The sequence below is a fragment of the Streptomyces sp. NPDC006610 genome (assembly GCF_040611575.1).
Taxonomy (GTDB): Bacteria; Actinomycetota; Actinomycetes; order Streptomycetales; family Streptomycetaceae; genus Streptomyces.
In genome coordinates this window covers 35,166-55,547 of record NZ_JBEXOP010000027.1, presented here as the reverse complement: position 1 = coordinate 55,547, position 20,382 = coordinate 35,166, and the positions used below count along the sequence as shown (strand labels likewise).

Here is a 20,382-nt window from a genome sequence, read left to right as displayed (position 1 = left end):
GGTGGGCGGGCGGGGCACCGGGCTGCGGGGGCTGTGCTCGGGTGTCGTGCTCGGCCGACGGGCGGGGCGGGGCTCAGTAGGCGGGCAGGGTGCGCGGGCCGAGGTCGCCGCGGGCGGGCGGGGGCGCCAGCCGGACGGAGGCGCCGAGGACGCTCAGGCCGTGCGGGGCGACGACGACCGGCTCCAGGGTGACCGCGACCACCTCCGGGTGGTCGTCGACCAGGCGGGACACCCGCAGCAGCAGTTCCTCCAGGGCGGGGGTGTCGACGGGGGTCGAGCCACGCCAGCCGAACAGCAGCGGCGCGGTCCGGATGGAGCGGATCAGCGAGGCCGCCTCCCGGTCGGTGACGGGGACCAGCCGGTGCGCCATGTCGCCGAGCAGCTGGGACGCGGCTCCCGCGAGCCCGAAGGAGAGCACCGCTCCGGCAGCGGGGTCGATCACGGTCCGTACGACGGTGTCCACCCCGCGCGGCGCCATCCGCTGCACGACCGGCCGCAGCTCCCCGGGGTCGCCGAACAGCTCCGTCAGCTCGGCGAAGGCGCGGCGCAGCTGCTCCTCGTCGGCGAGGTCGAGCCGTACGCCGCCGAGGTCCGCGCGGTGACGCAGATGCGGGGCGGTGGCCTTGAGGGCGACGGGGTAGCCGAGCGTGCGGGCGGCGGCGACGGCGTCGTCCGGGGCGGGTGCGGGCAGGGCGCGGTGGACGGCGATGCCGTACGTGCCGAGCAGGTCGCAAGTCTCGTCCGTGCCGAGGGTGAGGCCCTGTCCGCGCGCGAGGAGGCCGCCGATCAGCTCGGCGGCGGCGCGCTCGTCGATGTCCTCGTACTCGGGGACCTTGCCGGGGTCGGCGTTGTCGCGCCGCCACTGCGCGTACTTGACGGCTTCGGCGAGGGCGCGGACGGCCCGCTCGGCGGCGGGGTAGGCGGGGATGAGGCGGCCTTCTGCGGGGGACGGGGTGGGGGTCGGGTGCGTGGCAGGGGCTGTGGCAGGGGCTGGGGTCGGCTCAGGGGCCTGCGGGCCGGTCGGCGCGGCCGGTCGCGGTACTGCGGGCGCCGGCGGTGGTGGCGCGGGTGCCGGCGACTGCGGGACCGCGGCCGCGGCCGGCTCCGGCGGCGCGGCCGGCTGCGGCGCCGTGCCGGCCGCCGCGGAGAGCGCCGCCGCCAGGCCGCCCAGCTCCACGTGCACGACCAGCACCGGCTTGGACGGCACCGCGGCGGCGGCCGACCGGAGCGCCTGCGCCAGCGCCGCGTCCTCGGCCGGCGCCTCCCCGATGGCCGGGATCGCCGTCACCACGACCGCGTCGCAGGCCTCGTCGGCCAGCGCCCGGGACAGGGCCGCGCGGAAGTCCTCCGGTGACGCGCCCGTGGTCAGGTCCAGCGGGGGCAGCGGACGCAGCCCTTCGGCGAGGCAGGCGTCGTACGACAGCAGGCCGAGCGACTCGGAGTTGCCGAGGATCGCCACGCGCGGGCCGGCGGGCAACGGCTGGCGGGCGAGCAGCAGGCCCGCGTCGACCAGCTCGGTGATCGTGTCCACGCGGATCACCCCGGCCTGCCGCAGCAGCGCGGAGACCGTGGCGTGCGGGAGCCGGGTCGCCCGGACGGCGTGTCCCTGGGGGGCGGCTCCGCCGTGGCGCGCGCCCTGCACCACGACCAGCGGCTTGACGGCCGCCGTGCGCCGCGCGAGACGCGTGAACTTGCGCGGATTGCCGATGGACTCCAGGTACATCAGGGCGACGTCGGTGTCCGGGTCGTCGTACCAGTACTGGAGGACGTCGTTGCCGGAGACGTCGGCGCGGTTGCCGGATGAGACGAAGGTCGACACACCCGTGACGCCGGTGACTCCGCCGCCGCGCCGGTGCAGCCGGGACAGCAGCGCGACGCCGATGGCCCCGGACTGGGCGAAGAGACCGATCCGGCCGGGGCGCGGCATCTCGGGCGCGAGCGAGGCGTTGAGCCGCACCTCCGGGGAGGTGTTGATGACGCCGAAGGCGTTGGGGCCGATGATCCTCATCCCGTACGCGCGCGCGTGCCGCACCAGTTCGCGCTGGCGCTCGCGGCCCTCGGGCCCGCTCTCGGCGTACCCGGCGGAGATCACCACGAGCCCCTGCACGCCGTGTTCGCCGCACTCCGCGACCACCTCGGGCACGTGCCGCGCGGGCACCGCGACGACGGCGAGGTCGACGGGCCCCTCGATGTCGCGCACCGAGCGGTGGGCGGGGACGCCGTCGATCTCCTTCCGCCCCTCGGGCAGGGCGCGGTTGACGGCGAACAGCGGGCCGGTGAAACCGGCCTCCTTGAGATTGCCGAGGATGTCGCGGCCCACGCCTCCGGGGGTGCGGCCGACGCCGACGACGGCGACCGAGCCGGGCGCCAGCAGCCGCCGTACCGACCGTCCCTCGGCGCGCTGCTCCCGCGCCCGCTGCACGGCGAGCGACCGGTCGGTGGGTTCGAGGTCCAGCTCCAGGCGTACGACGCCGTCCTCGAAGCTGCGCTTCTGGGTGTACCCGGCGTCCGTGAACACCTTGATCATCTTGGTGTTGGCGGGCAGCACCTCGGCGGCGAAGCGGCGGATGCCGCGTTCGCGGGCGACGGCGGCGATGTGCTCCAGCAGCGCGGAGGCGACGCCCCTGCCCTGGTGGGCGTCCTGGACGAGGAAGGCGACCTCGGCCTCGTCGGCGGGCGCGGAGGCGGGCATGCCGTCGGCGCCGATGCGGTCGTAGCGGACGGTGGCGATGAACTCGCCGCCGACCGTGGCCGCGAGGCCCACGCGGTCCACGAAGTCGTGGTGGGTGAAGCGGTGGACGTCCTTGGCGGACAGGCGCGGGTAGGGGGCGAAGAAGCGGTAGTACTTCGACTCGTCCGACACCTGCTCGTAGAAGCTCACCAGGCGGTCGGCGTCGTCGACGGTGATAGGGCGCACGCGCGCGGTGCCGCCGTCGCGGAGCACCACGTCGGCCTCCCAGTGGGCGGGGTACGCGTGCCGGTCCGACGGGCTCTGCATGGGCCCCAGGGTACGGCTCGCGTCCGGTGGCGGCGCGGGGCAGTCTGGGGCTGCCGGGCCGCGCGGCGGTCCGGGGGCCGGCAGACCGTGGGCCGGCCCGGGGATCGGACCCGGCAGGCCGCGCGCCGGGCAGGGCTCACCGTATGGGAAACTGGTCTAGACAACCCTGAACACCTGAAGGGCAGCATCGCATGGCTGAGCGCCGCGTCAACGTCGGCTGGGCCGAGGGTCTCCACGCCCGCCCCGCCTCCATCTTCGTCCGAGCCGCCATGGCCGCAGGCGTCCCGGTGACGGTCGCCAAGGCGGACGGCAACCCCGTCAACGCGGCCTCCATGCTGGCCGTTCTCGGTCTGGGCGCACGGGGCGGCGAGGAGATCGTGCTGGCTTCGGACGCCGAGGGCGCGGACGCCGCCCTGGACCGGCTGGCCAAGCTGGTCGCGGAGGGACTCGAGGAACTGCCCGAGACGGTCTGAGCCCTCGGTGATACCTCGGTGATCCCTCGGGAATCCCTCGGGGGCAATGCCATGAACCGCGTCGCCCGTTCCGGGTGGCGCGGTTTCTGCTCTGTGCCCGGCGCGACTTCCACTCTCCGCGACGGGCGTGCGGGAAGAATTCGACGCACCCGGAAAAGGGCAGCGGAAATACGCCTCCGCCGAATTGCTTCTCTTTGTATACGGCCCTCTTGTTAATATCGGAGGCCCGTCACGTTTACGGGATGTTGCGAAGTCCTCACACGCTCCGCGCGGTCGGCGCCGCCCGAGAAACGCAGCCGGTGCGCACCGGCCGCGCGCTCGGTGTGCAGCGCCGTGAGCGCCCGCGCGCGCTCGCTGTCGCCGCGCGCCACGGCGTCCACGATCGCCCCGTGCTCCGTCCAGGACTCCAACGGGCTGGCGGGCGCGTCCACCGCGTACATCCAGGCGATCTTGTGCCGCAACTGGGTCAGCATGGAGGTCAGGGCGGGGCTGCCGGAGGCCTGGGCGAGCGTCTCGTGGAACCAGCCGCCCAGGGAGCGCAGATCCTCGCTGCTGCCGCGCCGGGCCCGTTCCTGGCCCAGCCGGACCAGCCCGCGCAGCACCTTCAGATGGGCCTCGGTGCGGCGCTGGGCGGCGCGGGAGGCGCCCAGCGGCTCCAGCAGCATGCGCATCTCCAGCAGGTCGGCGGCCTCCTGCTCGGTGGGTTCCGCGACGCACGCGCCCGCGTGCCGCCGGGTCACCACGAAGCCCTCGGCCTCCAGCGTGCGCAGGGCCTCGCGGACGGGGACGCGGGAGACGCCGTAGCGGCGGGCGAGGAGTTCCTCGGTGAGCCGGCTGCCGCGCTCGTAGACACCGGCGACGATGTCGTCCCGGATCGCCGTGCATACCGAGTGCGCCGGAATACGCATGACCGACCTCCGCCTTAATCCCCGTGAAACGTCGACGATTGACGTGTGTTCAGTGACTCTATGGCAGCGGGCCGGAATTTCCGATGGCAGGCCGGAATCCAGGGATATTTTTTGGACAACGCACGTCCGAAAAGACCGAAAGCCCCGGCTCGGGGAGCCGGGGCCGCGGGTGTTTCGGGTTGGGGCGCCGTCAGAGGCCCACACGGCGGGGCGCCGTCACAGGCTCACGCGGCGTGTTGCGTCACAGGCTCACGCCGTGCGCGCGGAGGTACGCCAGCGGGTCGATGTCCGAGCCGTACTGCGCGCTCGTGCGGGCCTCGAAGTGCAGGTGCGCCCCGGTGACGTTGCCGGTGGCGCCGGACAGGCCGATCTGCTGCCCCGGTGTGACGCTCTGGCCCACGGACACGGCGACGGAGGACAGGTGGCCGTACTGGGTGTAGGTGCCGTCGTTCATCCGGAGGACCACCTGGTTGCCGTACGCACCTCCCCAGCCGGCCTCCACGACGGTGCCGGAGCCGACCGCGCGGACGGGCGTGCCGCTCGCGGCGTGGAAGTCGATGCCCGTGTGGCTGCCGGAGGACCACACCGCGCCGCCCGCCCGGTAGGCGGTGGAGACGTAGGAGCCGGCGATCGGCGCCACGTAGGTGTTGAGGCGCAGCCGCTCGGCCTCGCGGGCCGCTCGGGCCCTCTCCGCGCGGGCCTGCTCGGCCCGGGCCTCGGCCCGCTTCTTCGCGGCGGCCTCCGCCTTCGCCTCGGCGGCGGCGCGCTCCGCGGCCTGGTGCTGCGCGGCGGCCTGGGCGTCGATCTGCTCGGCGACCGAGTCGCCGATGGTGACGACCGGCAGCAGGCCGGTCTGCCCGGCGGCGGGTTCGGCGGCGCCCGCGGGGGCCGCGAGGATGCCCATGACGCCGCTGGTGGTGAGGGCGGCGGCGCCGGCCATACGGGCGGTGGTGCGCTGCATACGGCCGGGACGACGGTGCTTCCCGGTGGCGCAGGTGAACGCCATGGAGTGGCTTGTCCTTTCCTTCCCTCTCGCCTACCGGGTTAGCTGACGGGTTCGGAGCAGGAAGGTCTCCTACGGACTCCCTCGCCGTGCGCGCGGGCGTCCGATTCACCCCAGGGACTTGGTGGTTGGGTCCCCGGCTCCCCTGGCTCGCGCCGTACGGGGACTCGGCGATGACTGTCCGGTGCCGCGGGTGCGGCGCACTGCCTGACGGACAGCCCGCAAGACGCTAAGCGCGGCTGTCTTCAATTCTCAAACGCAGCCGGGGGTTTGTAGCGCATCCCACAGGGCAGAGCGGCATCTCCTGGACCAATTCGGGCATACGTCGGCCCTGGTGACACTCGGGGCGTCCCGGGTCACCAGGGCCGTCACGCGCTTGCGTGCCGTCGGGCGGGCCGCACGCGCGGTCGTACCGCGCAAGCCGCCCGGCGCGGTCGTCGCGTCCGCCCGGCGCGGTTACTCGGCCGACACGACGGTGACCGGACCGATGCCGAGGGCCTCGACGGGCGCCTTGATCTGCGCGGCGTCGCCGACCAGGATCGTCACCAGCCGGTCCACCGGGAAGGCGTTGACCACCGCCGCGGTGGCCTCGACGGTGCCGGTCGCGGCCAACTGCCGGTAGAGGGTGGCCTGGTAGTCGTCCGGGAGGTGCTGCTCGACCTGGTCGGCGAGGGTGCTCGCCACGGCCGCCGCCGTCTCGTACTTCAGCGGCGCGACGCCGACGAGGTTCTGCACGGCGACGTCCCGCTCGGCGTCGGTCAGGCCCTCCGCGGCGAGCGTGCGCAGCACCTTCCACAGGTCCTCGAGCGCCGGGCCGGTGTTGGGCGTGTCCACGGAGCCGCTGATGGCGAGCATCGCGGCGCCCGAGCCGTCGGGCGCCGAGCGCAGCACCTGGCCGAAGGCGCGCACCCCGTAGGTGTAGCCCTTCTCCTCGCGCAGGACGCGGTCCAGACGGGAGGTGAGGGTGCCGCCCAGGCAGTAGGTGCCGAGCACCTGCGCGGGCCACACGCGGTCGTGCCGGTCGGCGCCGATCCGGCCGATCAGCAGCTGCGTCTGGACGGCGCCGGGCCGGTCCACGATCACGACGCGGCCGGTGTCGTCGGCGGTGACCGGCGGCACCGGGCGGGGCTGCGCCGTGGAGCCGGTCCAGGCGCCGAGCGTGTCGCCGAGCAGCCCGTCCAGGTCGACGCCGGTGAGGTCGCCGACGACCACGGCGGTGGCGGTCGCGGGGCGGACGTGCTTCTCGTAGAAGGCGCGCACGGCCGCCGCGTCGATGCCGGAGACCGTCTCCTCGGTGCCCTGACGGGGGCGCGACATGCGTGAGGTGGCCGGGAACAGCTCCTTGGACAGTTCCTTGGCGGCGCGGCGGGAGGGGTTGGCCAGCTCGTGCGGGATCTCGTCGAGGCGGTTGCGCACCAGGCGCTCGACCTCGCTGTCGGCGAACGCGGGCGCCCGCAGCGCGTCGGCGATGAGGCCGAGGGCCTTGGCCAGGCGCGAGACGGGGACCTCGAGGCTGAGGCGGACGCCGGGGTGGTCGGCGTGCGCGTCGAGGGTGGCGCCGCAGCGCTCCAGCTCGGCGGCGAACTCCTCGGCGGAGTGCTTGTCGGTGCCCTCGGAGAAGGCCCGCGCCATGATCGTGGCGACGCCGTCGAGGCCGGTCGGCTCGGCGTCCAGGGGGGCGTCGAGGAGGACCTCCACGGCGACGACCTGCTGGCCGGGGCGGTGACAGCGCAGGACGGTCAGGCCGTTGTCGAGGCTGCCGCGCTCGGGGGCCGGGAAGGCCCACGGCTTGGGCTCGCCCGCGCGGGGCTGGGGGTGGAATTCCATGGTGGCGAGCTCGGTCACTTGGCCGCCTCCTCGTTCTCGTCGTCGGACTCGGCGGCTTCCGCGGCATCGGCGGCATCGGCCGGGGTCTCTGCCCCGGGGGTGGGCTCGTAGACGAGCACCGCGCGGTTGTCGGGGCGCAGGCGGGCCTCGGCGACCTCCCGGACCTCCTCCGGCGTCACCTCCAGCACGCGCTGGACGGCGGTCAGGGCGAGCTGCGGGTCGCCGAACAGGACGGCGTACCGGCACAGTTCGTCGGCGCGGCCCGCGACGGTGCCGAGCCGGTCCAGCCACTCGCGCTCCAGCTGGGCCTGGGCGCGCTCCATCTCCTCGGCCGTGGGGCCCTCCTCGGCGAACCGGGCGAGCTCCTCGTCGATCGCGGCCTCGATGACCGGCACCTCGACGTCGCCGGAGGTCTTCACGTCCAGCCAGCCCAGGGAGGGCGCGCCGGCCAGCCGCAGCAGGCCGAAGCCGGCCGCCACCGCCGTACGGTCGCGGCGCACCAGCCGGTTGTAGAGGCGGGACGACTCGCCGCCGCCGAGGACGGTCAGGGCGAGGTCGGCCGCGTCGCACGCGCGCGTGCCGTCGTGCGGGAGGCGGTAGGCGGCCATCAGGGCGCGCGCCGGGACCTCCTCCTCGACGACCTCGCGCAGCTGCTCGCCGATGACGTCGGGCAGCGAGCCGTCGCGCGGGGCGGGCTTGCCGTCGTGGGCCGGGATGGAGCCGAAGTACTTCTCGATCCAGGCGAGGGTCTGCTCGGGGTCGATGTCGCCGACGACCGACAGCACGGCGTTGTTGGGCGCGTAGTAGGTGCGGAAGAACGCGCGGGCGTCCTCCAGCGTGGCCGCGTCCAGGTCGGCCATGGAGCCGATCGGCGTGTGGTGGTACGGGTGGCCCTCGGGGTAGGCGAGGGCGGTCAGCTTCTCGAAGGCGGTGCCGTAGGGGACGTTGTCGTAGCGCTGGCGGCGCTCGTTCTTGACGACGTCGCGCTGGTTCTCCATCGACTCGTCGTCGAGGGCGGCGAGCAGGGAGCCCATGCGGTCGGCCTCCAGCCAGAGCGCGAGCTCCAGCTGATGGGCGGGCATGGTCTCGAAGTAGTTGGTGCGCTCGAAGCTGGTGGTGCCGTTGAGCGAGCCGCCGGCGCCCTGCACCAGTTCGAAGTGCCCGTTGCCCTTGACCTGGGCGGAGCCCTGGAACATCAGGTGCTCGAAGAGGTGAGCCAGGCCGGTGCGCCCCTTGACCTCGTGACGGGAGCCGACGTCGTACCAGAGGCACACCGCCGCGACCGGGGTCAGATGGTCCTCGGAGAGCACCACCCGCAGCCCGTTGGCGAGGCGGTGCTCGGTCGCTGTCAGGCCGCCGGAGCCTGCCTCGGCTGTGGCCGTGTGACCCATGGGCATGTACGTCCCTTCGATCGCGATGCGGTCGTGAAACCGCGGATTTCCTGCCGGTCCTGCCACTGTATGCAAGCGGCGCGACCCCCTGCGAAGTTCCCGGCCCGGGTACGCCGAGAGCGAGAAACGCGACGGGACGGGTGGACGGAGGCGCGCGGGGAGCGCGGATCGCCCGCGGGGGGTGCGCGTCGCCCCAAGGGGCGCGCGGCGGACCGAGGCGCGCCCGCCCTCACCGGCGGACGACCGACAACCGACGGACGGACGGCGGACGGCGGACGGCGGACAACCGACGGACGGCGGATGGGCGACGGACGGGCGACGGGCCACGGGCGGACGACGGCCCACCACGCACCGCGCACACGCGCCCGCCGCGGCCCGTAGGCTGCGGGCGGCGCGAGGTCCGACGGCGACGGCGCGTAGCCTGCGGGCAGCGTGGGGTCGGGTGGCCGACGTCGGGTCCTGGGTCCGCGTTGTCAGTGCCGCGGTCCACAATGGTCCGCGTCAGATCCGTCCAACGCTTCAGCAAGGAGCCGGCAGCGATGGCCCGCCGCAGCACGAAGACCCCGCCGCCCGACGACTCGTACGAGGAGAAGATCCTCGACATCGACGTCGTGGACGAGATGCAGGGCTCCTTCCTCGAGTACGCGTACTCGGTCATCTACTCCCGCGCCCTGCCGGACGCCCGTGACGGACTCAAGCCCGTGCACCGCCGCATCGTGTACCAGATGAACGAGATGGGCCTGCGCCCCGACCGCGGCTACGTCAAGTGCGCCCGCGTCGTCGGCGAGGTCATGGGCAAGCTGCACCCGCACGGCGACGCGTCGATCTACGACGCCCTGGTGCGCATGGCCCAGCCCTTCTCGATGCGCGTGCCCCTGGTGGACGGCCACGGCAACTTCGGCTCGCTCGGCAACGACGACCCGCCCGCGGCCATGCGGTACACCGAGTGCCGTATGGCCGAGGCCAGCAGCCTGATGACGGAGTCGATCGACGAGGACACGGTCGACTTCAATCCCAACTACGACGGCCAGGAGCGCGAGCCGGTCGCGCTGCCCGCCGCGTTCCCCAACCTCCTGGTCAACGGCTCGTCGGGCATCGCCGTCGGCATGGCCACCAACATGCCTCCGCACAACCTGCGCGAGGTCATCGCCGCCGCCCGCCACCTGATCAAGCACCCGAACGCCGACCTGGACGCCCTGATGCGGCACGTCCCGGGCCCCGACCTGCCCACCGGCGGCCGGATCGTCGGCCTGGCCGGCATCCGCGACGCCTACGAGACGGGCCGCGGCAGCTTCAAGATGCGGGCGACGGTCTCCGTGGAGGACGTCACGGCCCGCCGCAAGGGCCTGGTCGTCACCGAACTGCCCTTCGCGGTCGGCCCGGAGAAGGTCATCGCGAAGATCAAGGACCTGGTCGGCTCGAAGAAGCTCCAGGGCATCGCCGACGTCAAGGACCTCACCGACCGCGAGCACGGGCTGCGCCTGGTCATCGAGGTCAAGAACGGCTTCGTGCCCGAGGCGATCCTGGAGCAGCTGTACAAGCTGACGCCGATGGAGGAGTCCTTCGGCATCAACAACGTCGCGCTGGTGGACGGCCAGCCGCTCACCCTCGGCCTGAAGGAGCTGCTCGAGGTCTACCTCGACCACCGCTTCGAGGTCGTCCGCCGCCGCTCGGAGTTCCGCCGCGGCAAGAAGCGCGACCGGCTGCACCTGGTCGAGGGCCTGCTGACGGCCCTGGTGGACATCGACGAGGTGATCCGCCTGATCCGCTCCAGCGAGAACTCCGCGCAGGCCAAGGAGCGCCTGATGGAGGCCTTCTCGCTGAGCGAGGTCCAGACGCAGTACATCCTCGACACGCCGCTGCGCCGGCTGACCAAGTACGACCGCATCGAGCTGGAGGCCGAGAAGGACCGGCTCACCGCGGAGATCGAGGAGCTGACGCGGATCCTCGACTCCGACGCGGAGCTGCGCAAGCTGGTCTCCGCCGAACTGGCAGCAGTGGCCAAGAAGTTCGGCACCGAGCGCCGTACGGTCCTGCTGGAGTCGGCGGCGTCCACGACGGCCACCGTGCCGCTGCAGGTGGCGGACGACCCGTGCCGGGTGCTGCTGTCCTCGACGGGACTGCTGGCGCGTACGGCCAACGCCGAGCCGTTCGCGGAGGACTCCGACGGCCGCCGCACCAAGCACGACGTGATCGTCTCGGCGGTGCCGGCCACCGCGCGCGGGGAGATCGGCGCGGTCACCTCGGCCGGCCGGCTGCTGCGCATCAACGTCGTCGACCTGCCCCAGCTGCCGGACACGGCCGCCGCGCCGAACCTGTCCGGCGGTGCGCCGCTCGCCGAGTTCGTCTCCCTGGAGGACGACGAGACGGTCATCTGCCTGACCACGCTGGACGAGTCCTCCCCGGGCCTGGCGATCGGCACGGAACAGGGCGTGGTCAAGCGCGTGGTCCCGGACTACCCCGCCAACAAGGACGAGCTGGAGGTCATCGGTCTCAGGGAGGGCGACCGGATCGTGGGCGCGGTGGAGCTGCGCACCGGCGAGGAGGACCTGGTCTTCATCACCGACGACGCGCAACTGCTGCGCTACCAGGCGGCGCAGGTCCGCCCGCAGGGCCGCCCGGCCGGCGGCATGACGGGCATCAAGCTGGCGGAGGGGGCGAAGGTGATCTCCTTCACGGCCGTGGACCCGGCGGCGGACGCGGTCGTCTTCACCGTCGCCGGCTCGCGCGGCACGCTGGACGACTCGGTCCAGACGACCGCCAAGCTGACCCCCTTCGACCAGTTCCCGCGCAAGGGCCGGGCCACGGGCGGGGTCCGCTGCCAGCGGTTCCTGAAGGGCGAGGACTGCCTGTCGTTCGCCTGGGCGGGCGCCGCCCCGGCCCGCGCCGCGCAGAAGAACGGCACGCCGACGACCCTGCCCGAGATGGACCCGCGCCGCGACGGCTCGGGCGTGTCCCTGGCCAAGCCGGTGGGGGCGGTGGCCGGGCCGGTCTAGACGGGCGGTTCCTCGGAATCGGGGTCCTGCGTGTCGCGTACGTAGCGCAGGACGCCCCACATGCCGTGTTCGTCGGCGTGGCGGGCGTCCTCCTCGCACGCCCGGAGTTCCTTGTGGAGGGCGTCGGCGTCGATGCCGGAGCCGATGAGGACGAGCTGGGTGAGGTGCTGCTGCCCGGCCCCTCCCCACGGCTCGGGGGAGAAGCGCAGGAACCGGCCGACGGCGTGCACGCCGTAGCGGTTGCGGGGGTCGTGGACGCCGAAGTCGACGTATCCCTTGATCCGGTACAGCCCGTCCGGCCGGCTGTCCAGGAACGCCATCAACCGCCTCGGGTCGAGTGGCACTTCGGAGACGTACGACAGGCTGTCGTACCCGGTGTGCAGGTGACCGGCGTGGCCGTCCTCGCCGTCCTCGTGGACGTGCAGGTCGTCGAAGGACAGCTGGCCGATGCGCTCGCGCGACGGCCTGCAGTCGAAGAGGAACTCCGGGTCGATCCGGCCGTAGGCGGCCGGTACGACGGCCGCGCGGTCGGCGAGGGAGCGTACGGCGGCGAGCACGCCGTCGGCGTCCGGCGCGCGGTCGGTCTTGTTGACCACGACGAGGTCGGCCAGGGCGAGATGCCGGTCGATCTCCGGGTGCCTGGTGCGCGTCGCGGCGAACTCCGCCGCGTCCACGACCTCCACCAGGCCGCCGTACACGATCTCCGGATTCTCACTGGCCAGCACCATGCGCACCAGTTCCTGCGGCTCGGCGAGCCCGCTGGCCTCGATGACGACGACGTCGATCCCCGCCTCGGGCCGGGTCAGCCGGTCGAGGTACACGTCCAGTTCGCCGGCGTCGACGGCGCAGCACAGGCAGCCGTTGCCGAGCGAGACGGTGGAGTCCCCGAGCGCGCCGGCCACGGCCATCGCGTCGATCTCGATCGCCCCGAAGTCGTTGACGACGGCGCCGATACGGCTGCCTCCGCTGTGGTGGAGGAGATGGTTCAGCAGGGTCGTCTTGCCGGAACCCAGGAACCCGGCGAGGATCACGACCGGGATCTGCCGGGCCGGGGTCCGCCGTCGGCCCGGATCCTGCTGCGGAGTCGGGCTCTGCCCCACTGTGCGACCTCTCTCACGCCTACGCGTGCACCGGTTCGCGGTCCGGCGCACGTACCGGGATGGGAATGCCGTCCCAGGATACGAGCCCGGAGAATCACCGCGAAGTGAACGATTGTTAGCAGCGCTCGCGGGGCAGACGTTGGGCATGGCGCCGGTTTGTGCGACCCCGCTTCCTTCCGTGCGCCTTCTCTCCGCCTCCCCGCCGATCAGAGCCGCTCGGCACCCTGGGAGACGCCCAGCGCCACCCACCGCTCGCCGGTCCCCTCCCCTCGGCCCGCACCCCGACGACCGGCGGACGCCGCCCTGAACCGGGGGTTGACATGGCCACACGGAAGTTCCGCGCGAGGTTCGGCTCCGCCGCGCTCGCGCTCTTCGCCGCCACCACGGCCACGGCCGCCGCCACCCTGGCGGCACGCCAACGCCGCTACGGCGACGCGCGCCTGCACGAGCGGCGGCTGGAACTGGAGGAACTGGCGATCAGGCGCACGGCGCTGGCCCACCAGCAGCGCATGCAGTGGGAACTGCTGACCCGCGCGATCGACGACCCCTCGCTCGCCGCGGTGATCGACACCTACGACAAGAGCATCCCGGCGGAGCGCCGCCGCCAGTTCTTCTACGCCAACGCCTGGTACGTCCACCTCTATCACCTGCACCGCGCGGGTCTGCTGGACAGGGAGGAGCTGTACCGGCATCTGCGAGAGTTCTTCCAGAGCCCGGTCTTCCGCGAGTACTGGGAGGCGTCCCGGCACATGCGCGCCTCCCTCAACGAGTCGTCCGAGGAGGCCCGGCTCGGCGTCATGGTCGACGGTCTGGTCCGTGATCTGGACGAGGCCGACACGGACGAGTGGTGGGTGGTCGGCAACCCGCCGAGCGACTGACCTTCCGGTCGACTGACCTGCCGGTCGACTGCTTCCGCCGGCCGGCCTTTCGACCGCTGCCCCGTCGGCCGGCCGACCCGCGGACCGGCCGACCTGCCTGCGGACCCATCCGCGTCCCGATCGCCGGACCTGCCTGCCTGCCGACCTGCCTGCCTGCCTGCCGAGCTGCATGCCTGCCGACCTGCCTGCCGACCGGGTGAGACGACCGATTGAGACGACCGGGTGAGACGACCGGTGACTTTCGCCGATCCCGTCACACCGGCCTCTCCCGCACCAGTAGCGTTCTCCCCACCACTGTGGCCAGTCTTCTGCATAAGGATCGGTACCTTTGAAAATCGTGCGCCGCATCGGTGTGCCTCCCAGCGCCCGGGGCAGTAACTCCGGAGCCACCTGCCCGGACGTCTTCGAGCTGAGCGACGGCAACTTCGCCGTGATCGGCACCGAGGCCACCGAGGCGCTGGAGCATGAGTTGCCCGCGGACGCCGCCCGCGCCGACTACGAACGCATCGTCATCGTCAGCCGGGAGACGCTGATCCGAGCCAAGGCGGACATCCCCGACGCATGACCGCCGCACGCGCACGCGTCCACCCGGAGCGTCCGTCCCGCAACCGCCCGGCCGTACGCCCACCGTCACCCGCGCCGGAGCCGGGCCGGCGAGCAGCCCGGCACCCCGACCCCGCTCGACGCCCCGCCGATGAGGCCTGGCGCCAGAACGGCTCCAGGCCACACACATGTCCGGCCCCCGCCGGGCTCAGGCCGCCGGCGCCGCCCCGGCGCGGGGCACGTCCACCGGCGCCTCGGGGCCCACGTACCGCGCCGCCGGGCGGATGATCTTCGAGTCCTCGGCCTGCTCCAGGATGTTGGCGCTCCAGCCCACCGCGCGCGCCGCCGCGAAGGTCGGCGTGAACATCTCGCGCGGGATGCCGCACAGTTCCATGACGACGCCCGCGTAGAACTCGACGTTGGTGTGCAGTGCGCGGCCGGGCTTCAGCTCGGCGAGGATCGCCTCGACGCGCCGCTCCACCTCCACCGCGAAGTCCACCAGCGGGCCGCCGAACTTCTGGGCGATGCCGCGCAGCATCCGCGAACGCGGGTCCTCCGTCCGGTAGACGGGGTGCCCGAAGCCCATGATGCGGTCGCCGGCGAGGACCCGTTCCCGGATCCAGGGATCGATGCGGGCCACCGTGCCGATCGCGTCCAGGGTGTCCAGCGCCCGGCTCGGGGCGCCTCCGTGCAGCGGCCCGGACAGGGCGCCCACCGCACCGGCGAGACAGGCGGCGACGTCGGCGCCGGTGGACGCGATCACCCGGGCGGTGAAGGTTGACGCATTGAATCCGTGGTCAATGGTTGAGATGAGGTATTGCTCGACGGCCCGCGTCCGCTGGGGATCGGGCTCCTCGCCGGTCACCATGTACAGGTAGTTGGCCGCGTACGACAGGTCCTCGCGCGGCGGTACGGGCTCCAGCCCCCTGCCGAGCCGGTGCAGCGCGGTGAGGAGGGTGGGCACGGCGGCCGTCGCGGCGACGGCGTCCGCGCGGCGCCGGTCGGCGCCGATGTCGTACACGGGGCGGAAGCCCCGGGCCGCGCCGAGCAGGGACAGGGCCGTGCGCAGCCCGGCGAGCGGACCGGAGCGCGCGCCGGCCGCGGCGATGACCGGCAGCGCCGCCGACACCTCGTCGGGCAGCCGGCGCAGTGCGGCCGTCTCGGCGGTGAAGGCGGCGGCACGCGCGGCGTCGGGCAGTTCGCCGTGGACCAGCAGGTGCCAGACGTCCTCGAACCCGCGGGTCTGCGCGAGCTCGACGGCCGAGTACTGGCGGTAGTGGTAAAAGCCCTCCAGTCCTCGCACATCACCGATTCGGGTGTCGGTGACCACGACGCCCGCGAGCCCCCGCGGCACGTCGACAGAGGTGGCTGCTGACCTGTTGACGGACATGTTTTCCTCCCTGGACTTGATTCGACTGTCCATGGTTGACTCAATCTCTGTCAACATTGATTAAATCAATGTTCAGTCAATGCATCCTCTAGGCCGATACGGTGAGCCCATGCGCGATCAAGAACCCGACCCGGCCCGGCCGGGCCGGCGGCTGAGCACCAGGGAGGCCGCCGAACTCCTCGGCGTGAAGCCCGAGACGGTGTACGCCTACGTCAGCCGCGGTCAGCTCAGCAGCAGGCGCGAACCCGGCGGCCGGGGCAGCACCTTCGACGCGGAAGAGGTCGAGGCGCTCGCCCGGCGCAACCGCCGGGACGGCGGCGGCGGTCAGGCCCCGGCCGCCGAGCCCTCGGTGCGCACACGCATCACGTTCATCGACAAGGACCGGTACTACTTCCGCGGCGTCGACGCGACGGAGCTGGCCACCCGGCACTCCTACGAGGAGATCGCCGAGTGGCTGTGGACCGGCGTCCTCTCCCCCGGCGTCACGTTCACCGCGCCGAAGGCCGCCGTCTCGGCCGCCCGGCGGGCGGTCGGCGCGCTGCCCGAGCACAGCGGCCCCACCGACCGGCTCCGGGTCGCCGCGATCGCCGCCTCGGCGGTCGACCCGCTCCGCTACGACCTGTCCGAACAGGCGGTGCTCGGCACCGCGCGGACCCTCATCCCCACCCTCGTCGCCGCCCTGCCCCCGGTCGGGCGCGACGGGAACCAGGACGAGGGCCCGCTCGCCGACCGCCTCTGGGCGCGCCTGAGCGTGCGCCCGCCGGACGAGGCGGGGCTGCGCGCCCTCGACATGGCTCTCGGTCTGCTGGTCGACCACGACCTGGCCGCCTCCACGCTCGCGGTCCGCGTCGCCGCGTCGGCCAGGGCGCACGCCTACGCCGCCGTCTCCGCCGGACTCGGCGTGATCGAGGGCCCCCTGCACGGCGCGGCGAGCGGACTCGCCCACCGGCTGCTCACCGAGGTGCTGGACCGCGGCGACGCGATGCCCGTGGTCGCCGAGGAACTGCGGGCCGGCCGGCGCATCCCGGGCCTCGGCCACCGGCTGTACGCCGGCGAGGACCCCCGCGCGACGGCCCTGTTCACCCGTCTGGAGGCCATCCCCGCCGCCCAGCCCGCCCTCGCCGCCGCCCGGCACGTCGTCGAGACGGCCGCCCGGCACACGCCGCTGCACGCCAACGTCGACCTGGCGCTCGCCGTGCTCACCGCGTCGTTCGGAATGGACCCCGCGGCGGGCGAGACGATCTTCGCCGTGGCCCGCACGGCGGGCTGGATCGCGCACGCCCTGGAAGAGTACGCAGAGCGCCCGCTGCGCATGCGCCCCAGCGGTCACTACGTGGGCCCCAGGCCTCCACAGCCCCTGCCGGACTAGAACACGCGCCCCGTCCGTCCCATTCGAAAGGCGCGTCGGACAAACTCAGGTTAGGCTCACCTTCGTGAGTACGTGTGCGACCGTCTCGCGGGACCTCGACGAGCCCGTTTCCGGAACCGCGGCCACCGCCAGGACCTGGCTCCTGCTGGAGCAGCCGGGTCCCTGGGGCGCGCGGGCGCTCACCTCCAGCCACCTGGACCCCCGCTTGGGCCGTGCGCTGGAGGCCGCTGCCAAGGGCACGGGCGTCCGCATCGCGCTCATCCGCCGCGCGGGGCGGCACGCCGACAGCCGCACCCCCGAGGTACGCAGGGTGTACGCCGCCCACACGACGCCCGGCAACGCATGGGTGCGCACCGCCACGACCACCGACCCGAGCGGGCTGCTCGACCTCGACTTCACCGCCCTCGGCATGGGTGACTCGCACACTTTCGACACCCGCCTCGGTGGCCTGCCCCACACCGGCGATCCCCTCGCCCTGGTCTGCACCAACGGCAAGCGCGACCGCTGCTGCGCCCTGCTGGGCCGCCCCCTCGCGGCCGAGCTGGCCGCCTCGGGCGTGGAGGGCGTCTGGGAGGTCACCCATCTGGGCGGCCACCGTTTCTCGCCGACCGTGCTCGTCCTGCCGTACGGCTACGCCTACGGCCGGGCCGAGGCCCACACCGTCAAGGAGGTCCTCCAGGGCGTCCGGGAGGGCCGGATCGTGGTGGACGGCTGCCGCGGCAGCTCCGCCTGGGAGCGGCCCGGCCAGGCGGCCGAACTGGCCGTCCGCGCGGCCGCCGGGGAGTACGCCGCGCAGGCGCTGACCGTCGTGCGGACCGCGCCCGCGGCACGGACGGACGGCCCGGCCCGCCACTGGGAGGTGACCGTCGCCCACGCCGACGGGCGCCACTGGCGGGTCGTCGTGGCCCAGACCGCGTCCGAGCCGCCCCGGGCCGAGAGCTGCGGGACGTCCGTGCTGGGCGCTCCGGCGCGCATGGACGTGGTGGCGGTGCGCGAACTGCGGCACGCGGCGCTCGCGAGCTGACCTTCGCGCTCGCACGCCGGGGCTCACGCCGTCGCGCGCGCCCCGTGGGCTCCCCGTCCGGGGTCTTCGGCCTCGGGGCGCGCCCACGTACCGTCGTGGGTATGCGCACCACCTCCCACGCCCGCCGCCTGCGTCTCGTTCTGCCCCGCCGGGCGTTCTCGCAGGTGCTGCTGATGCAGGTGGCGATCGCCGCGGGCGTCGCGGTGCTCGCGACCGGGCTGTTCCTCGCGCCGCTCGGCGACCAGCTGGACGACCAGGCCATGCGCCGCGCACTCGCCATCGCCCAGACCACCGCGGCCCGGCCCCGGCTCGCCGAGGACCTCCGTGCCACGCCGGCGACGGCGGACGGTCCGGTCCAGCGGGAGGCGGAACGCATCCGCAGGGCCGCCGGCGCCGAGTACGTCGTCGTGATGGACCGGCGGGGCGTGCGCTGGTCGCACCCCGACCGCGCGCGGATCGGCCGCCATGTGTCGACCGATCCCGGTGCCGCGCTCGCCGGCCGGGAGGTCATGGAGATCGACGAGGGCACCCTGGGCCGCTCCGCGCGCGGCAAGGTGCCGTTGCGCGACTCGGGCGGTCGGATCGTGGGCGCGGTCTCGGTCGGCATCGCCTACGACAGCGTCCGCGCGCGGCTTCTGCACGCGATCCCCGAGCTGCTGGCGTACGCCGGCGGCGCCCTCGCCGTCGGCTCCCTGGCGGCCTGGCTGATCGCGCGCAGGGTCCAGCGGCAGACCCGCGACCTGGCGTTCTCGGACATCGCGGGGCTGCTCGCGGAGCGCGAGGCGATGCTGCACGGCATCCGGGAGGGTGTCGTCGCCCTGGACCGCTCCGGCCGCATCCGCCTGCTGAACGACGAGGCGCGGCGCCTGCTGGACCTCGGCGACGAGGCCGTGGGCCGCTCCCCCGACGAGGCGCTCGGCGCCGGACGCGCCGCGGACGTGCTGGCCGGCCGGGTCACGGGCGCCGACCTGCTCACGGTCCGCGGCCGGCGCGTGCTGGTCGCCAACCGCATGCCCACGGACGACGGCGGCGCCGTCGCCACCCTGCGCGACCGCACCGAACTGGAGCGGCTCGGCCGGGAGCTGGACGCCACCCGCGGCCTGATCGACGCCCTGCGCGCCCAGGACCACGAGCACGCCAACCGCATGCACACGCTCCTGGGCCTGCTGGAGCTGGAGATGTACGACGACGCGCTGGAGTTCGTGGGGGAGGCGGTCGGCGAGCACCGGGCCACCGCGGAGGAGGTGACCGAGAGGATCGGCGACCCGCTGCTCACCGCGCTGCTGGTGGGCAAGGCGACCGTGGCGGCCGAGCGGGGCGTGGGTCTGCGGATCTCCGACGGCTCGCGGCTGCCGGACCGGCTGGTCGACTCCAGGGAGCTGGTGACGATCGCCGGCAACCTGGTGGACAACGCGCTGGACGCGGCGGCCGGTGCGCCGCACGCGCGCGTGGAGGTCGATGTGCACGCCGAGGGGCGGGGCGTGGTGCTGCGGGTGCGCGACTCGGGACCGGGCGTCCCGGCCGACCGGCGTGAGGTGATCTTCACGGAGGGGTGGTCCACGAAGGCGCCGCCCGCGCACCGTGAGCGCGGCCTCGGGCTGTCCCTGGTGCGCAGGTTGGCCGAGCGGCAGGGCGGCGCCGTGACGGTGGGCGAGGCGGCGGGCGGCGGCGCGGAGTTCACCGTCGTCCTGCCCGAGGCGCTGACCGAACCGGGGCCGTCGGCGGGGCCGCAGCCGGCGCTCGCCGTGCCGGCCGCCCGACCGACCGGCGAGGAGGGGGCGCGATGACCGGGACGATCGAGGTCTTGGTCGTGGACGACGACACCCGGGTCGCGCGGGTGAACGCCGCGTACGTCGCGAAGGTGCCCGGCTTCCACGTCGCCGGGGAGGCGCACAGCGCGGACGAGGCGCTGCGGCGGCTGGAGACGCTGCCCCGGGTCGATCTGGTGCTGATGGACCACTACCTGCCCGACGGCACGGGTCTGGCGGTCGTCCGGGAGATGCGCCGGCGCGGCCTCGGGACCGACGTGATCATGGTGACGGCCGCCCGTGACGTCGCCACCGTGCGGGAGGCGATGCGGCACGGCGCGCTGCAGTACCTGGTCAAGCCGTTCGCCTTCGCGGGCCTGCGCGCCAGGCTGGAGGCGTACGCGCACCTGCGCCGCACCCTGGACGACGGCGGCGAGGCGGAGCAGGCGCAGGTGGACCAGATCTTCGCCGCCCTGTCCACGCCCTCCGAGCCCCAGCTGCCCAAGGGCCACTCCCCCACCACGGCGGAGATGGTACGGCAGTGCCTGATCAACGCGGAGGGACCGCTGTCGGCCCAGGAGATCGCCGAGCGGACGGGGGTGAGCCGCCAGACCGCCCAGCGCTATCTGAAGCTCCTGGAGCGCACGGGACGCGCCACGCTGAGCCTGAGATACGGCGACGCGGGCCGCCCGGAGCACCGTTACGCGTGGGCGACCCGCGGCCGGGCCGGGTAG

At 73.7% G+C, this 20,382-nt stretch carries 15 protein-coding genes and 1 riboswitch; of the genes, 8 read left to right on the top strand and 7 right to left on the bottom strand.

Annotation, left to right across the window (positions count from 1 at the left end; all coding sequences use genetic code 11):
- Positions 1–73: 73 nt before the first annotated feature.
- Complete coding sequence (locus ABZY13_RS21825; protein ID WP_356633193.1) at positions 74–2,998, bottom strand: GNAT family N-acetyltransferase; 2,925 nt, start codon at positions 2,996–2,998, stop codon at positions 74–76.
- Positions 2,999–3,189: 191 nt separating this feature from the next.
- Between ABZY13_RS21825 and ABZY13_RS21820 the strand changes: the two genes are divergently transcribed.
- Positions 3,190–3,471 (top strand): HPr family phosphocarrier protein, encoded by a 282-nt coding sequence (locus tag ABZY13_RS21820; protein ID WP_356633191.1) that lies wholly within the window; start codon positions 3,190–3,192, stop codon positions 3,469–3,471.
- Positions 3,472–3,683: 212 nt separating this feature from the next.
- Here the strand turns inward: ABZY13_RS21820 and ABZY13_RS21815 are convergent, their stop codons facing one another.
- From ABZY13_RS21815 to ABZY13_RS21800, 4 genes are all read right to left on the bottom strand, one after another.
- Positions 3,684–4,379 carry a GntR family transcriptional regulator gene (locus tag ABZY13_RS21815; RefSeq protein WP_356633189.1) on the bottom strand — a complete coding sequence of 232 codons (696 nt, stop codon included), beginning with the start codon at positions 4,377–4,379 and terminating at the stop codon, positions 3,684–3,686.
- Between the two features lie 241 nt (positions 4,380–4,620).
- Positions 4,621–5,385 carry a M23 family metallopeptidase gene (locus ABZY13_RS21810; protein WP_356633187.1) on the bottom strand — a complete coding sequence of 255 codons (765 nt, stop codon included), beginning with the start codon at positions 5,383–5,385 and terminating at the stop codon, positions 4,621–4,623.
- A 12-nt stretch (positions 5,386–5,397) separates the two neighbouring features.
- Positions 5,398–5,565: riboswitch (cyclic di-AMP (ydaO/yuaA leader) on the bottom strand.
- A gap of 273 nt (positions 5,566–5,838) precedes the next feature.
- On the bottom strand, positions 5,839–7,227 hold the full coding sequence (locus ABZY13_RS21805) for a pitrilysin family protein (protein WP_356633185.1): 1,389 nt from the start codon (positions 7,225–7,227) through the stop codon (positions 5,839–5,841).
- Positions 7,224–8,606 carry a pitrilysin family protein gene (locus ABZY13_RS21800; protein WP_356633183.1) on the bottom strand — a complete coding sequence of 461 codons (1,383 nt, stop codon included), beginning with the start codon at positions 8,604–8,606 and terminating at the stop codon, positions 7,224–7,226. The genes ABZY13_RS21805 and ABZY13_RS21800 overlap by 4 nt, the downstream gene beginning before the upstream one ends.
- A 533-nt stretch (positions 8,607–9,139) precedes the next feature.
- Here ABZY13_RS21800 and ABZY13_RS21795 point away from each other — a divergent pair.
- Entirely contained in the window at positions 9,140–11,596 is a 2,457-nt protein-coding gene (locus ABZY13_RS21795; RefSeq protein WP_356633181.1) for a DNA topoisomerase IV subunit A, read from the top strand.
- Here the strand turns inward: ABZY13_RS21795 and ABZY13_RS21790 are convergent.
- Positions 11,593–12,696, bottom strand: coding sequence for a GTP-binding protein (locus ABZY13_RS21790; RefSeq protein ID WP_356633179.1), 1,104 nt, complete (start codon positions 12,694–12,696; stop codon positions 11,593–11,595). The genes ABZY13_RS21795 and ABZY13_RS21790 overlap by 4 nt on opposite strands.
- A 320-nt stretch (positions 12,697–13,016) precedes the next feature.
- Between ABZY13_RS21790 and ABZY13_RS21785 the strand changes: the two genes are divergently transcribed.
- Both ABZY13_RS21785 and ABZY13_RS21780 read left to right on the top strand, forming a co-directional pair.
- A complete protein-coding gene (locus ABZY13_RS21785; RefSeq protein WP_356633177.1) occupies positions 13,017–13,574 on the top strand; it encodes a DUF6082 family protein in 558 nt (185 codons plus the stop codon).
- A 328-nt stretch (positions 13,575–13,902) separates the two neighbouring features.
- A complete protein-coding gene (locus tag ABZY13_RS21780) occupies positions 13,903–14,139 on the top strand; it encodes a hypothetical protein (RefSeq protein WP_356633175.1) in 237 nt (78 codons plus the stop codon).
- 186 nt (positions 14,140–14,325) lie between these two features.
- Here ABZY13_RS21780 and ABZY13_RS21775 read toward each other — a convergent pair whose 3' ends face one another.
- Positions 14,326–15,507: a citrate synthase gene (locus tag ABZY13_RS21775; protein WP_356633173.1), complete on the bottom strand. Its 1,182-nt coding sequence runs from the start codon at positions 15,505–15,507 to the stop codon at positions 14,326–14,328.
- Positions 15,508–15,616: 109 nt separating this feature from the next.
- On the opposite strand from ABZY13_RS21775, the gene ABZY13_RS21770 reads away from it, so the two are divergent.
- The 4 genes from ABZY13_RS21770 (at position 15,617) to ABZY13_RS21755 (ending at position 20,382) form a co-directional block, all read left to right on the top strand.
- Complete coding sequence (locus ABZY13_RS21770; RefSeq protein WP_356633171.1) at positions 15,617–16,876, top strand: citrate/2-methylcitrate synthase; 1,260 nt, start codon at positions 15,617–15,619, stop codon at positions 16,874–16,876.
- Between the two features lie 64 nt (positions 16,877–16,940).
- Positions 16,941–17,900, top strand: a complete 960-nt coding sequence (locus ABZY13_RS21765) for a sucrase ferredoxin (protein ID WP_356633169.1) — start codon at positions 16,941–16,943, stop codon at positions 17,898–17,900.
- A 101-nt stretch (positions 17,901–18,001) separates the two neighbouring features.
- A complete protein-coding gene (locus tag ABZY13_RS21760; protein WP_356633167.1) occupies positions 18,002–19,687 on the top strand; it encodes a sensor histidine kinase in 1,686 nt (561 codons plus the stop codon).
- Positions 19,684–20,382: a response regulator gene (locus tag ABZY13_RS21755; RefSeq protein ID WP_356633165.1), complete on the top strand. Its 699-nt coding sequence runs from the start codon at positions 19,684–19,686 to the stop codon at positions 20,380–20,382. Before ABZY13_RS21760 ends, ABZY13_RS21755 begins: the two co-directional genes overlap by 4 nt.

Coding starts and splice junctions, on each gene's coding strand:
- ABZY13_RS21825 (WP_356633193.1), bottom strand. CDS start 2,998: ATGCAGAGCCCGTCGGACCGGCACGCGTACCCCGCCCACTGGGAGGCC.
- ABZY13_RS21820 (WP_356633191.1), top strand. CDS start 3,190: ATGGCTGAGCGCCGCGTCAACGTCGGCTGGGCCGAGGGTCTCCACGCC.
- ABZY13_RS21815 (WP_356633189.1), bottom strand. CDS start 4,379: ATGCGTATTCCGGCGCACTCGGTATGCACGGCGATCCGGGACGACATC.
- ABZY13_RS21810 (WP_356633187.1), bottom strand. CDS start 5,385: ATGGCGTTCACCTGCGCCACCGGGAAGCACCGTCGTCCCGGCCGTATG.
- ABZY13_RS21800 (WP_356633183.1), bottom strand. CDS start 8,606: ATGCCCATGGGTCACACGGCCACAGCCGAGGCAGGCTCCGGCGGCCTG.
- ABZY13_RS21795 (WP_356633181.1), top strand. CDS start 9,140: ATGGCCCGCCGCAGCACGAAGACCCCGCCGCCCGACGACTCGTACGAG.
- ABZY13_RS21785 (WP_356633177.1), top strand. CDS start 13,017: ATGGCCACACGGAAGTTCCGCGCGAGGTTCGGCTCCGCCGCGCTCGCG.
- ABZY13_RS21775 (WP_356633173.1), bottom strand. CDS start 15,507: ATGTCCGTCAACAGGTCAGCAGCCACCTCTGTCGACGTGCCGCGGGGG.
- ABZY13_RS21770 (WP_356633171.1), top strand. CDS start 15,617: ATGCGCGATCAAGAACCCGACCCGGCCCGGCCGGGCCGGCGGCTGAGC.
- ABZY13_RS21760 (WP_356633167.1), top strand. CDS start 18,002: ATGCGCACCACCTCCCACGCCCGCCGCCTGCGTCTCGTTCTGCCCCGC.
- ABZY13_RS21755 (WP_356633165.1), top strand. CDS start 19,684: ATGACCGGGACGATCGAGGTCTTGGTCGTGGACGACGACACCCGGGTC.